This is a genomic window from Arthrobacter sp. HMSC08H08 (genome assembly GCF_001807575.1).
GTDB lineage: Bacteria > Actinomycetota > Actinomycetes > Actinomycetales > Micrococcaceae > Pseudoglutamicibacter > Pseudoglutamicibacter albus.
Genome location: NZ_KV789409.1, coordinates 167,569 through 181,546, shown reverse-complemented (window position 1 = coordinate 181,546; position 13,978 = coordinate 167,569). Strand labels below are relative to the sequence as shown.

11 protein-coding genes and 2 tRNA genes are annotated in these 13,978 nt (G+C 58.5%); 7 read left to right on the top strand and 6 right to left on the bottom strand.

Annotated features, from left to right (window positions below):
- Positions 1–72: 72 nt before the first annotated feature.
- Positions 73–966, bottom strand: a complete 894-nt coding sequence (locus tag HMPREF3175_RS09605; protein ID WP_070492299.1) for an acyl-CoA thioesterase — start codon at positions 964–966, stop codon at positions 73–75.
- A 95-nt stretch (positions 967–1,061) separates the two neighbouring features.
- Between HMPREF3175_RS09605 and HMPREF3175_RS09600 the strand changes: the two genes are divergently transcribed.
- The gene (locus tag HMPREF3175_RS09600) at positions 1,062–1,742 is read left to right on the top strand and encodes a DUF8185 domain-containing protein (protein WP_141739883.1); all 681 of its coding nucleotides are present in this window, start codon (positions 1,062–1,064) and stop codon (positions 1,740–1,742) included.
- On the opposite strand, the gene HMPREF3175_RS09595 is transcribed toward HMPREF3175_RS09600, so the two are convergent.
- From HMPREF3175_RS09595 to pepN, 3 genes are all read right to left on the bottom strand, one after another.
- The gene (locus HMPREF3175_RS09595; RefSeq protein ID WP_070492329.1) at positions 1,739–2,113 is read right to left on the bottom strand and encodes a globin; all 375 of its coding nucleotides are present in this window, start codon (positions 2,111–2,113) and stop codon (positions 1,739–1,741) included. The two genes, HMPREF3175_RS09600 and HMPREF3175_RS09595, sit on opposite strands and share 4 nt — an antisense overlap.
- 159 nt (positions 2,114–2,272) lie before the next feature.
- Positions 2,273–2,785 (bottom strand): OsmC family protein, encoded by a 513-nt coding sequence (locus HMPREF3175_RS10220; protein ID WP_141742526.1) that lies wholly within the window; start codon positions 2,783–2,785, stop codon positions 2,273–2,275.
- Between the two features lie 23 nt (positions 2,786–2,808).
- Entirely contained in the window at positions 2,809–5,421 is a 2,613-nt protein-coding gene (gene pepN, locus HMPREF3175_RS09585; RefSeq protein ID WP_083285567.1) for an aminopeptidase N, read from the bottom strand.
- A 163-nt stretch (positions 5,422–5,584) separates the two neighbouring features.
- Here pepN and HMPREF3175_RS09580 point away from each other — a divergent pair, with 163 nt between their 5' ends.
- A complete protein-coding gene (locus HMPREF3175_RS09580) occupies positions 5,585–6,058 on the top strand; it encodes a ribose-5-phosphate isomerase (RefSeq protein ID WP_035755071.1) in 474 nt (157 codons plus the stop codon).
- Positions 6,059–6,218: 160 nt separating this feature from the next.
- Here the strand turns inward: HMPREF3175_RS09580 and HMPREF3175_RS09575 are convergent.
- Positions 6,219–6,289: transfer RNA gene (locus HMPREF3175_RS09575), tRNA-Gly, on the bottom strand.
- A 298-nt stretch (positions 6,290–6,587) separates the two neighbouring features.
- Here HMPREF3175_RS09575 and HMPREF3175_RS09570 point away from each other — a divergent pair.
- The 5 genes from HMPREF3175_RS09570 (at position 6,588) to clpX (ending at position 11,186) form a co-directional block, all read left to right on the top strand.
- Positions 6,588–6,661: transfer RNA gene (locus HMPREF3175_RS09570), tRNA-Pro, on the top strand.
- Between the two features lie 100 nt (positions 6,662–6,761).
- Positions 6,762–8,090, top strand: a complete 1,329-nt coding sequence (gene tig / locus HMPREF3175_RS09565) for a trigger factor (RefSeq protein ID WP_035755073.1) — start codon at positions 6,762–6,764, stop codon at positions 8,088–8,090.
- A gap of 321 nt (positions 8,091–8,411) precedes the next feature.
- On the top strand, positions 8,412–9,005 hold the full coding sequence (locus tag HMPREF3175_RS09560) for an ATP-dependent Clp protease proteolytic subunit (protein WP_035755075.1): 594 nt from the start codon (positions 8,412–8,414) through the stop codon (positions 9,003–9,005).
- A 25-nt stretch (positions 9,006–9,030) separates the two neighbouring features.
- A complete protein-coding gene (locus HMPREF3175_RS09555; RefSeq protein WP_070492295.1) occupies positions 9,031–9,687 on the top strand; it encodes an ATP-dependent Clp protease proteolytic subunit in 657 nt (218 codons plus the stop codon).
- Between the two features lie 233 nt (positions 9,688–9,920).
- Entirely contained in the window at positions 9,921–11,186 is a 1,266-nt protein-coding gene (gene clpX, locus HMPREF3175_RS09550; RefSeq protein ID WP_035755080.1) for an ATP-dependent Clp protease ATP-binding subunit ClpX, read from the top strand.
- A 117-nt stretch (positions 11,187–11,303) separates the two neighbouring features.
- Here the strand turns inward: clpX and valS are convergent, their stop codons facing one another.
- A complete protein-coding gene (gene valS, locus HMPREF3175_RS09545; RefSeq protein WP_070492293.1) occupies positions 11,304–13,922 on the bottom strand; it encodes a valine--tRNA ligase in 2,619 nt (872 codons plus the stop codon).
- Positions 13,923–13,978: the final 56 nt, after the last annotated feature.

Genomic DNA, 13,978 nt, shown 5'->3' with positions numbered 1-13,978 from the left:
CGTTATATAACGCGGGAGCCACCAGCATTTAAGTGCCGCCCAGCAGTGAACATGCAAGCGGTCCAGGGGAAGCTAGGAGAGCGGATACTCGTGGTCTTCAGACAGGCGGATCATCGCTTCCTGAACGACCGAAGCGACCAGCTCGCCCTCTCGGGTGAACACTGAGGAGCGGATCAAGCTGCGGCCATCCTGAGCCGTGCTGGCGTGGTGGTCGAACAGTAGCCACTCATCCACGCGAGCTTCGCGGTGCCACCACATCGAATGATCCAAGCTCGCATAAGAGGCCTCCAGCTGTTGTATCCCAATCCAGGATGTACCCATACGGCGCAACGCAGTCTCCACCTGGGTGAAGTCAGAGCCGAAAGCTAACGCGGCACGGTGCAGAAGCGGATCATCAGGAAGCTGAGCACGCGTCTTCATCCACACGAGATGACGTTGCGGGGTGCCTGCTGGGTGGGCATAGAGGGAACCTTCCGGATAACGCAGGTCGAAAGGACGATACTTGGTGACCATGTCCTTCAACGGGTGATCGATATCCGCTAGCTCTTCATCCAGGGTCGGCACATCCTCAGGGGCCGGGACGCCTTCAGGCATCGCATCCTGGAAGATCGGGCCGGCACCTGGTACCTGGAAGGATGCGGACATTGAGAGGATCGGTGTCCCATCTTGGTAAGCGTTGACGCGGCGCGCACTAAAGGAGCGGCCGTCGCGTAGCTTCGCGACACCGTACGTAATGGGCTTCTCAGGATCGCCGGGGCGTAGGAAGTAGCCGTGGAGGGAGTGGATCGGACGGTCATCACCGACCGTGCGTTGCGCCGCAACAACCGACTGCCCCAACACCTGACCCCCGTAGATACGTGGCGGCCCGATTTTAGGGGTGTGCCCAACCGAGATGATTTCGTGGGTTTGAGCGCCTGGTTCTGTGAGGTCCAGTAGGTTCTTGAGAACATCGGTTGGCGATGCCATGAAAAATGACCCTCCGCTTGCGTGGTCTTGATGAAAGATGTTGTTCAGATCATAGCCGCAACCTCAACGGTGGAGGTGCCTGGCACACTAAGAGGGTGGCCACTAGTTTGATCTTGTCTGAAGCGACAGACCTCGAGGATGTGGGGACTTTCCTACAGAGGTCTGCCAGTATTCGTGATGGAGTGTGTCGGATTGTTGCGCGCGGCCGGGTCGCGGCATTACACACCGCGTTTTCTTTCCCGATGATGTTGACGGACCCCGCGCCCGTGATTATCGCTCAGCGCGGGGTGCGTCTCACTCAGCAAACAGAACTCGTGGACGTTGTGGTCCCGATGGCTGAACTGCGTGATCGTCTGCCGCGGGCAACGAGCGCGGGCCACGGGCAGTTACGCATCCCGCCGCAGCGTGTGAACGCACCATGGACGTCGCTGGTGCCGCTGCAATCGCAATGGGAGCAAGCGGGGACGGTGGTTGATGATGCAGTGCACGATGCGGGTGCTGAAGTCGCGCGAATCGTCAGCGAGTCCTTGCCGGATCAGCCGGGGCAACCGGTGCTCGTGCAGGCACGCAATGCGGTGTGGGGGAAATCTCTAAGCGAATTGGGCGTGGTTGAGCTGAGCGATCGTTTGGCACCCATGCTGGCGGGGGCCGCGTTCACGGCCTACGCCCTCGGATTTGTGCTCAAAGGTGGGCGTTCCCGCCTTTTCACGGCAGGCATGTGGCGGCGGCTATCCTGCCATGGCGGAACCTTGTTATACCGGGCGGGGTTGAGCTAGTCGGCTGTGTTCAACATCGCGGTCGCGGCACGCTCAAAGTAATCCCACATCAACGCGTCGATTGCTGGGGGCAATGAGACTTCGTCCATCGCAGCGCGCATGTGTTTGAGCCAGCGTTCGCGAGTGTCTCGGTTGACGGTGAAAGCGAAGTGGCGGGCCCGCAAGCGTGGATGACCACGGTGTTCGGAATAGGTGCTGGGACCGCCGAAGTACTGGATGAGGAACAGGCGCAAGCGAATTTCTGCCGGGCCTAGGTCTTCTTCGGGATATTCGGCCCGCAAGATCTCATCTTTTGCAACGCCGCGATAGAACGCGGCAACCAGATCCACGAACTTCTTTTCACCTAGCTGGTGATACACGCTACCCACCATCGCCTCGGTGCTGTTGAGACCAGCTGGACGCACATTGCCTAGAGGGATTGCGCCCTTGAACTCACGCTTTTCAACACCTGGGGTGGGTTTCTCGTTCATCTCCATACCAGCATTGTCTCAAGCCCTAGCGTCCGCCGCTCACGTAACGCCACCGCTCAACTATTCGCTACTGACTGCTGCGCCGATGTTGTCTGCGCCGCTGTCCGGGTGGACGAGGATCTTGCATGCGGTGCTGTTAGCGATAAAACACCATTTGTGAGCCTGGCTGTGTAGTTGCCTGTATTCTTCCGCGTGGGCCCGTGCATCGAGCCTTGGAATGAGGGTAGCAGGCTGAATCTCTATGAGTGTGAATCGGCCTGAACCATCAGGGGAGAGGGTTAGCTCCCCGCTGACGTCCACGCTCGTCCGGGCAACATCGAACCCTCGCATTCCGGCTGCGCGCAGAAACGAAAGCACATGGCATTGCCCCAAAGCCGCCAGCATGAGCGTTTCCGGATTCCACTGAGCGGGGTCACCGAAGAACGCTTTTGCTGCCGAGAGCGCAAGCCCTGTTGTATGCGAGGACGAATCCGAAACCGGCGGACGCCCGAGCCCCGGTGTGGTTGCTACGGATTCACGTGAGAACGCACGTAGCGAGCTCGTTGGCGGGCCGTCACCGGCCCGCCAAGCCACACTCACCTGAAATCGGTGGGGTTTCAGTGCGTGGCCTTAGTCCGGTGTGCGGCTTCGTCTGCCTTGCGGGCGGCGATGATGCGTTCAAGCCCGTCGCGGGCCTCAAGCAGGGGACGCTTGAGCCCTGGCTTGTCAGCGGCGAGGGTCTCGATTGCCTGAGTTGTCGCCTGCAATGTGGCCGGTGTGGCCGCGAAGTACGGGTAGAGCCCCGTCACTAGTCGTTGTGACATCTCATAGCTTGCGTCATCCCACATCGCGGCGAGGTTCTCGAAGTAGAGCTCAGCGTATGGCGCCAAGAGGTGATCGTCGTGGCAACGGTTGAAGCCCAAGAGCGTGGCTCGCTGCATAGTGTTCGTCAGGTTTTGCTCCTTGACCATCGCTTCCCACGCCTTCTGCTTAGCCTCAGGATTTGGCAGTGCAGCTTTAGCGGTTTGCGCGCTCGTCGCGCCTGTTGCCGAGGAATCCTTCGCGTACTCAGCATCGATCTCGGCTTCGCCGATGCGGCCACCGGTCGCGAGGGAAATCAGGAGGGTCCAGGAGAGGTCCTGATCGATCTCAAGACCGGACAGCGAAGTCTCCCCGCTACGGAGATCTTCAATAATGCCCAACTGAACATCGCTATTGGCGAGGCGAGCGAAAGCGTTGACGAGCTGGAACTGCATGTCGCTACCACGGGCAGCCTCTTGAGCTGCACCCCACAAAACATTGCCGGCCCGCTGCCGCAGCGTCTCGGCCTTAGAAGGGCGCACATAGTGCTTGAGTGCGTACTCAAGCTGACGCACCAGAAGGTTGGCAAGGGTCGCGTCAGTCTCGGCAGGAAGGTGGGTCAGGACGGTATCGACGAAGGTTGTTGCCGCGAGCTCCCCATCACGGGTAGCGTCCCACAGCGAGGACCACACAACCGCTCGATCCAGCGGTTCCTGCAGCCCGGACACGTGCCGGATAGCGGTATCTAGAGAGGCTGAATCCAAGCGGATTTTCGCGAATCCCAGATCAGCGTGATTAGGCAGAACAAGGTCAGGGGTAGGTACCCGCCCAGCCTGCTCTATGACGGTCTTCTCACCCTCGATATCCACATCAAGGCTCACATCACGTGTGAGGTTATGTGCAGCATCAAGCGTGTAGAAAGCGAGCTTGATGTGCTGTTTACGCAGATGCGGGTGCGCCTCGGGCGCACTCTGGGTCACGGTGAGATCGGCAAGGTATCCGTCTTCGTCGATGTCATAGTCGATCTTAAGAGTGTTGACACCGCAGGTTTCCAGCCACTGCTGAGACCACTCGCTCAAGTCTCGCCCGGAAGCCTTTTCAAGGTGGCGCAGCAGATCTTTAAGCTCGGCGTTGCCCCACGCGTTCTCCGCGAGATACGCCCGGACGCCCTCCATGAACGCTTCCTGGCCAACCCAAGCAACCAGCTGACGCAGCACAGCGGCGCCCTTAGCGTAGGTGATGCCATCGAAGTTCGCGTTGACCGCGTCGAGATCCACCATGTCGGCAGTAATCGGGTGTGTGGTCGGCAACTGATCCTGAGCGTAGGCCCAGGTCTTCTCGGAAGCCGCGAACGTCGTCCATGCGTGAGGGGACACGCCAGATTCAACCGCGCAGAGGTGAGACATGAACTCGGCGAAGGACTCGTTAAGCCACAAGTCATCCCACCAACGCATCGTGACGAGGTCGCCAAACCACATGTGAGCGAGCTCGTGCAAAACGGTGATGTCGCGGCGTTCACGTAACGCGCCGGAAACCTTGGAACGGAACACGTAGTCTTCCAGGATCGTCACACAACCGGCGTTCTCCATCGCGCCGGCGTTGAAGTCTGGAACAAAGATCTGGTCGTATTTAGTGAACGGGTACGGGGTCCCGAACTGCTCTTCAAAGAACCTGAACCCGGCCTTAGTGGTTTCGAACAGGTTCTGGGCGTCTACGTATTGTGCAAGTGAAGCGCGAGAATAGACGCCGAGCGGCACGCTACGGCCATCTTCTGCCTTGTAGACGTCCGTGGTTCCCTTGTACGGGCCTGCCACGAGCGCTGTGATGTAGGAGGAAATGCGTGGCGTGGCTGGGAAGACCCAACGCGCGATGTCGGTTTGGGGTTGCGTGCCCTGTTCCGTTGGGGTCGCCTCAGCAGGTAGAGGTTGCGGCTGTGGGGTCGGCTGATTGGAGATCACTGTCCAGTGAGCCGGGGCATCGACCGTGAAGCTGAAGGCCTGCTTGAGGTCCGGCTGTTCAAAAGTAGGGAAAACACGGCGTGCATCCGGAACCTCGAACTGGGTGTATAGGTAGACCTCGTTATCGACTGGGTCTACAAAGCGGTGCAGACCTTCACCGGTGGAGGAGTAGTGGAAATCCGCGTCGATCTCCAAGAGGTTCTCCGATTTCAGATCCGGCAGCTGGATCCGGTATTCATCCGCGTGGGTCGCGGGATCGAGGTCTTTGCCGTTGAGGGTAATCGAATGGATGCGCGCTGTGATTGCGTCGATGAACGAGGACGCGCCTGGAACGGAACGAAACGCGATGGTTGCTTTAGTCCGGAACGTTTCGCTACCTGTGGTGAGATCCAGGTGGATGTGGGAGGACTGAGCCACTAACTGACGGGAGCGTTGCATCGCTTCGTCGCGGGTCAGGTTAAGTCCAGGCACAGGTAGTCTCCTCTAATTTTGGTGCTCTCAGGGGCGCAGGTGAGTGATGTCAAGGCTTTCTTGAATAGTTTCCCACTTGGGATGCAATCTAACCAGACGTGCGCGCTTGCTTCTTGCCTAGAATACTCTTTGAGAGTTTCGATTACGTCGCCTTGGAGGGAATGTGCGTATCCACATCGCTACAGATCACGCGGGTCTCGAACTGAGCCACCATCTGATCAAAGTCCTGGGGGAGGACGGTCACGAAGTTATTGACCACGGCCCGCAAGAATACGATCCACTCGATGACTACCCAGGGTTCTGCATCAATGCCGCGGTAGCCGTCGCTCAAGACTGGGATAACGGTGTCGAAGCACTCGGAATCGTTTTGGGTGGCTCAGGTAACGGTGAACAGATCGCCGCGAACAAGGTCAAAGGAATCCGCGCAGCACTCGTCTGGAACGAAGAGACCGCAAAGCTCGCCCGCGAACACAACAACGCCAACGTCGTAGCCATAGGCGGCCGCCAGCACACGATAGATGAAGCAACCGAACTCATCCGCACATTCATTGCCGAGCCGTTCCCAGGAGACGAACGTCACCTACGTCGCATCGGGAAGATCGGGGTTTACGAGACCACCGGCGACATCCAGATGTAGCGGAGCATGATGCGGGACTAGACCGGTAGCGAAGTTAGTTCTGTACTGAAAACGGTTCTGTACTGAAAAAGGTTCTCCCGAAACACTTCCACGTGTTTCGGGAGAACCTTTTTGCCCTAGGAACCTTACCTGTGCCGGGAACCTTAGATGTCCATTCCAGAGCGGGTGACGAGAATCGAACTCGCGTAACTTGCTTGGAAGGCAAGGGCTTTACCATTAAGCTACACCCGCATGGCACGCTCACTGGAGCGACCGGAACCACTCTAACAGTGCGAACGAGTTCACCAAAATTTCGCCTCGCGAGGCAAACAGTGGATTTCGTAAAAATAAAAACCTCGTATACAGTGATCACTGGTCCTGAACCGGCCACGGTCAGTAGCGCATTGCTGAATCTACTAGCCATGTGAATGCGTCACGACATTGAAGTCTAGGCTTTATAGCCTAGAGCCAATAGTTTCAGGAACTTTCGGAAATAGGGTACGATTTCAGTTTGGCGCACAGATGTGCTTAGATGGATCGGTGCCTATCCCGGGATGTAGCTCAGCTTGGTAGAGCGCGCGCTTTGGGAGCGTGAAGTCGCAGGTTCAAATCCTGTCATCCCGACTCTTTCAATATCTTGCGAGGCCCGCCAGCCGAATCTTCGGACGGCGGGCCTTACTTGAATCACTTTCATAATTGACTAGACGTCAGGAGCATCAGCACAGTGAAAACCTCGCTCGAGCGTGTGACGCCCACCCGGGTCAAGCTGAACATCGAGGTCCCGTTTGCCGACTTCAAGCCGGCTCTGGATGCCTCGTATAAGGAAGTAGCCCAGCAGATCCAGGTCCCTGGCTTCCGCCGCGGCAAGGTTCCTGCAGTGATGATCGATCAGCGCGTAGGCCGCGAATACGTCGTCGAGAACGCACTGAACAGCCAGCTGGACTCCTACTACCAGCAGGCGCTGGCTGAAACCGGCGTTGTCCCACTGGCTCGCCCGGAGGTTGAGGTCGAGCAGGCTCCTTCGCTCAACGAAGCTGATAACGAAGCCGACGTTTCGCTCACCATCACCGTCGATGCTCGCCCTGAAATCGAGGTGCCAAACTACGAGGGCATCGAGCTCACCGTTGAGCCACGCGAAGCTAAAGACGAGGACGTGCAGAAAGCCCTCGATGAGTTGCGCGGCCGCTTCGGCACACTCAAGACCGTGGACCGCCCTGCTCAGGATGGCGACTTCACCACGATCGATATCGCAGCCTCCATCGACGGTGAGACCGTTGATGAGGCAACCGGCCTCTCGTACGAGATCGGCTCGGGTACCATGCTCGAAGGCATCGACGAGGCGTTGATTGGCTTGTCCGCTGACGAGGACGCCGCATTCGAAACCAAACTGGCGGGCGGTGAGCACTCCGGTAAGGACGCTACCGTGAAGGTCACCCTGACCGCTGTCAAGGAGCGCGAGCTACCGGAAGCTGATGATGAGTTCGCTCAGCTGGCCTCCGAATTCGACACGATCGAAGAGCTCCGCGACTCCCTGCGCGAAGGTGCGGAGAAAGACGCAGTCATGCAGCAGGGCGTCGAGGCTCGCGACAAGGCACTTGATGCGCTCCTTGAGAAGGTCGAGGTCGCGCTACCAGAGAGCGTCATCGAAGAGCAGGTTGAAGCGCACTTCAACTCGGCTAACCAAGATGATGACCACGACACCGAAGAGCACCGTAAGGAAGTTCGCCAGAACACCGAGAAGGCTTTCCGCGCCGAGGTAGTCCTCGACAAGATCGCTGAGGAAGAAGAGATCGGCGTCGAGCAGAACGAATTGCTCGAATACATCTTCCAGACCTCCCAGCAGTACGGCATGGACCCACAGCAGTTCATGCAGATGCTCGGCCAGGGCGGCCAGATCGAGGCAGTTGTAGGCGAGGTTCGCCGCCGTAAGGCCCTCGCTAAGGTCCTCGAGTCAGCGAAGGTCACGGACACCGACGGCAAGGACGTCGACCTGACCCCGTTCGTCACCCCAGAAGGTGAACAGGAGACTGAGGAAGCAACCGAGGAGAACTAAATCCTCGTGCAGAACCCCGTGTGGCCCCGCTAGATCATCTAGCGGGGCCACATCCACGTTAAAGGCACGGAGTTGTCTGTGAGGCATCCGCGTTGTCGTCAGCGATCCGCGCGATCGCTGAGTCGTGGACCCGGTGCCTGGGTTGTCCGCTCCTAGCGAGTGAGCTCACGCCGTAAGCGAAACACCCTGTTTTCCCCCTGATAAGCAACGGCCCCCTAGGTAATGTCGTTAGCAAGCAATTCATGTAGACCCGCTATGGGTTTACCTCTGAGGACCTCACAGAGAGGGAGAAGTATGACGAGCTCTGAAGAGACACCGAGCATGTCCTCCGTAGACCCGGCAATGCAGGAAGACTACATTTACAAGCGCCTGCTGAAGGAACGCATCATCTGGTTGGGCAGTCAGGTAGAAGACAAGATCGCCAACACGATCTGCTCCCAGTTGCTACTACTCTCCGCGGAAGACCCGGAAGCGGACATCTACCTCTACATCAACTCACCAGGTGGCTCGATCACCGCGGGCATGGCCATCTACGACACGATGAAGTTCATCCCGAACGACGTCGTGACCGTCGCTACCGGCCTCGCAGCATCGATGGGCCAGTTCCTGCTGTCCTCCGGAACCAAGGGCAAGCGCTATGCGACCCCGAATGCCCGCATCCTGATGCACCAGCCATCCGGCGGCATCGGAGGCACCGCATCTGACATTCGTATTCAGGCTCAGCTGATCCTGCACATGAAGAAAGTCATGAGCGAACTGACCGCGGAACAGACCGGCCAGCCACTTGAGAGGATCCTCAAAGATAACGAGCGCGACTCCTGGTTCACAGCAGAAGAAGGCAAGGAATACGGCTTCTTCGACCACATCGCCGTGAACGCATCCTCCGTGACTGGCACCGGCGGCGTCCAGAACTAAGCCCAACGTCTTCTAAGGAGAACTCATGAACTCTGATCCACAGAACTTCTCTGCGGCGGCGGGCAACCTTCCTGAAAACCGCTACATCCTCCCACAGTTCGAGGAACGCACCCCGTACGGCTTCAAGCGTCAAGACCCTTACGCCAAACTGTTCGAAGATCGCATCGTGTTCCTCGGCGCACAGGTCGATGACGCATCCGCTGACGATGTGATGGCGCAGCTGTTGGTCCTTGAATCGATGGACCCGGAACGCGACATCACGATGTACATCAACTCGCCGGGTGGCTCATTCACCGCGATGACTGCGATTTATGACACGATGCAGTTCATCCGTCCCGAAATTCAGACGGTATGCCTCGGCCAGGCCGCATCAGCTGCCGCAGTACTTCTCGCTGCAGGTACCCCGGGCAAGCGCCTGGCATTGCCGAACGCTCGCGTACTGATCCACCAGCCTGCGATGGGCGGGGGAGAGCGCGGCACGGCGACCGACCTGCAGATCCAGGCCGATGAGGTCCTGCGTATGCGTCAGTGGCTTGCAGACACGCTCGCGGAACTGTCGAATCAGACCTCCGAACAGGTCGACAAAGACATCGAACGTGACCTGTTCATGACCGCGGCAGGCGCGAAGGAGTATGGCCTGATCGATGAGGTTGTCACCTCGCGTAAGATGACCCGCTCATAAGCGCAACGCTTCGCGTGACGCACCTCAGCGCACACAGTTAATGAGTGTGACTCAATCGAAGAAGGCGCGCGCACAGATAAGGCGCGTGTTTGCCTCAGCTTCCTCATAGAATAGGGGAGTCGAAGGGTGAACACGCGCCTTATCTATGCATAAGTGTCAGACCCCTGGCCTAGAGTGGAAGCTAGTCAGAGCGCAGGCGAGTTGCCTGCGCAGAAAAGTTCTAAGGAGTTCTCGTGAGCGAAGCTACGGATCTGTTGAAATGCTCTTTCTGTGGGAAGAGCCAGAAGCAGGTTCGCCGTCTCATCGCGGGCCCAGGGGTTTACATCTGCAATGACTGCATCGAGGTATGCAACGAGATCATTGAAGAGGAAAGCGTAGAGGTTGAGGAAACCCAAGAGATGGAGTTGCCTCGCCCGCAAGAGATTTACGAGCACCTCGAGAAGTTCGTTGTAGGGCAGGAAGCCGCCAAGCGTGCCTTGTCTGTTGCGGTCTATAACCACTACAAGCGCATTAACGGCAACGGTTCGGCAGGTAGCGAATCGCTCAAGGACTTTGACGAGGTTGAGGTAGCGAAGTCCAACATCATGCTCGTTGGGCCAACCGGTTCAGGTAAAACCTATCTCGCCCAGACCTTAGCGCGTCGCCTCAACGTTCCTTTCGCTGTTGCTGATGCCACGAGCCTGACCGAAGCCGGCTATGTTGGTGAAGACGTTGAGAACATCCTCCTGAAGCTTCTCCAAGCAGCTGACTTCGATGTTGAACGTGCCCAGCACGGCATCATCTACATTGACGAGATCGACAAGATCTCACGTAAGTCTGAGAACCCATCGATCACCCGCGACGTATCGGGTGAGGGCGTTCAGCAGGCTCTGCTGAAGATCCTGGAAGGCACGGTCGCTTCCGTCCCGCCCCAGGGTGGACGGAAACATCCGCACCAGGACTTCTTGCAGATCGATACGACCAACGTTCTGTTCATCGTGGCTGGCGCGTTCGCGGGTCTCGACGACATCATCGCCGCCCGAGCTGGCCGCAAGGGGATCGGCTTTGGCGCTCCGCTGACTACGCTGAAGGCTGACGAGGTTTCCTATGCCGACGTTCAGCCAGAAGACCTCCTCAAGTTCGGTTTGATTCCAGAGTTCATTGGTCGCCTCCCCGTGATCACCGCGGTAGAGAACCTTGACCGTGATGCGTTGATCTCGATCCTCACCGAACCTAAGAACGCTTTGATCAAGCAGTACCAGAAGATGTTCATGTTCGACGGCGTGCGCCTGACCTTCGAGGAGGGTGCGCTCGGTGCGATCGCCGATATGGCTTTGGAACGCGGAACGGGTGCCCGTGGCCTGCGTTCGATCCTCGAAGAATCGCTTGGCTCGATCATGTTCGATGTTCCGGGCCGTAGCGATGTCGCCGAAGTCATCGTGACTGAAGACGTCATCACTGACGGTAAAGAACCTCAGTTGGTTCTGCATCCGGGCATCGAAGAACGCAAGTCTGCATAGACGCAGTATTGCCCTCTCAGGAGAGGACTGCTGAGTAACGCGAGTCTTCCAAACATGAAGGTCCCTGTCACGCGCATAGTCGCGTGACAGGGACCTTCATGTTCGCTATCCGTTAGGTTATGCTTCCTCGGCCTGTTCTAGCTCGACGTCGGAGACAACCAGTTCGGTGCCGCCAACAACAAGCTCGAGCGAATCCGCTGCTGTAGCAGCCGAGAGATCTTCGAGCGCTGCACGCACCCGTTCGATTATGGCATCCGGACCCGTGATCGTTCCGGAAAGAACACGCGTGCGCTGCTTGACCTTCGCATCGGACTTAGCCTTACGCAAACCGATGAGGGCTTGACCAACGCTCGGCAGAATCTCGGCGTCGGCATCTGCAAGGCCAGCGCGGATCTCCTCAGCCTTCGGCCAGGCCGCACGGTGCACAGAACCAGCACGCCACCAGGACCACACTTCCTCAGTAGCGAACGGCTGGAACGGTGCCAGCAGGCGAAGCAACGCATCGAGGGTTGTGGCGAGAGTAGCGCGGACGGACGCGGTCTCAGCCTCCGAACGGCCGCCGTATGCGCGGTCCTTGATGAGCTCAACATAGTCGTCGGTGAAGTCCCAGAAGAAGGACTCCGTGAGATCGAGCGCGCGCGCATACTCATAAGCCTCAAACGCCGCGGTGGCTTTCTCAATCACCTCAGCGAGGCGGACCAAGAGCGAGCGGTCCAACGGGTTCGTGACAACATCAGCGGAGCCGTGCAGGATCTGCGATTCGTCAGCGCCCAAGTTCAAAGCGAACTTCGATGCGTTGAGCAGCTTGATCGCAAGGCGACGGCCGATCTTCATCTGACCGACCTCATACGCGGTGTCCGCACCCAAGCGGGCCGAGGCGGCCCAGTAGCGAACTGCATCGGAGCCGAACTGGTCCAGGATCTCGGTTGGAACAACCACATTGCCCTTGGACTTGGACATCTTCTTGCGGTCCGGGTCCAGGATCCAACCCGACAGTGCCGCGTTCTTCCACGGCGCAACACCTTCGAGCGAGTTGGAGCGGACCACCGTGGAGAACAGCCAGGTACGGATGATGTCGTGGCCCTGCGGGCGCAGATCGAACGGGAAGACATTACGGAAACGCTTCTCGTCGACACCCCAGTTCCCAACGATCTGCGGGGTCAAGGACGAGGTAGCCCACGTGTCGAGCACGTCAGGATCCCCCATGAACCCACCCGGCTGATCGCGCTGCTCAGCCGTGTATCCAGCAGGGACGTCTTCGAGAGGATCAACAGGAAGCTGCTGCTCATCCGGGATGATCGGGTTCTCGTAGTCCGGCTCGCCGTCCTGGGTGATCGGGTACCAGATGGGGAACGGCACGCCGAAGAAACGCTGGCGAGAAACAAGCCAGTCACCGTTGAGGCCCTCAACCCAGTTCTCGTACCGGGAACGCATATGGCCGGGGTGCCATTCGAGTTCACGCCCGCGCTCAATGAGTTCGTCACGGCGCTCGGCATCGCGGCCACCGTTGCGGATGTACCACTGGCGGGAGGTCACGATCTCGAGCGGGCGTTCGCCCTTCTCAAAGAAGTTCACGGCATGCTTGATCTTGGTCGGCTCCGCGAGCAACAGCTCAGCCTCGCGCAACTGGTTCACCACGGACTCTTTAGCGGAGAAGATCGTCTTCCCAGCCATCTGCTCGTAGGCTGCACGCCCGGCATCGGTAGTGATCCACTCTGGGGTTTCGCGCATGAGGCGGCCATCACGGCCCACAATAGAGCGGGTCGGAAGGTTGAGCTCACGCCACCAGGTCACGTCGGTAGCGTCACCGAACGTACAGATCATCGCGATACCAGTACCCTTATCAGGCTTGGCAAGCGGATGCGGATGCACCTCAACCTCAACACCGAATAGCGGCGAAGTAACGGTGGAACCGAATAGGTCTTGATAGCGTTCATCATCCGGGTGAGCCACCAATGCGACGCACGCAGGCAAAAGCTCAGGGCGCGTCGTCATGATTTCGATGCCGCGGCCATCTGCCGCAGTGAAGTTGAAGCGGTGCTGTGCGCCGTCCACCTCGCGGTCCTCAAGCTCCGCCTGGGCTACAGCGGTGCGGAAGGTCACGTCCCACATCGTTGGGGCCTCGGCCATGTAGGCGTTGCCTGCGGCAAGATCACGCAGGAAGGCACGCTGGCTGGTGGCGCGGGAGTGCTCATCGATCGTGCGGTAGGTGATGTTCCAGTCGACCGAGAGGCCGAGCCGGGTGAAGAGGTCCTCAAAGACTTTCTCGTCTTCTTCGGACAGCTTCAGGCACAGGTCGATGAAGTTGTGACGCGAGATCGCGTCCCAGTCACGCTGGTTCTTCGCAGGCTGAGCTGGCGGCTGATAGTCAGGGTCGTAGGGGACTGCCGGATCGCAACGCACACCGTAATAGTTCTGTACGCGGCGCTCTGTTGGCAGGCCGTTATCGTCCCAGCCCATGGGATAGAAGACGTTCTTGCCGTTCATGCGCTGGTAGCGGGCCAGTACGTCGGTCTGCGTGTAGGAGAACACGTGTCCTACGTGGAGGGAACCAGAGGCCGTAGGCGGTGGCGTGTCGATCGAGTAGACATCAGCGCGGGTGGTGTCCTCGTTGAAGCTGTAGGTGCCTTCTTCGGCCCAACGCTGATTGAGTTTCTCTTCGAGGCCTTCAAGGCCTGGACGGTCGGGAACATTGATTTCAGTGGGCGTGTCTGTGCCCTGAGGATTCTCAGACATGCGGCCATTCTCCCATGTATGTAGGGGGATTACGGCAAGGGTGTAGTGGGGTTTGC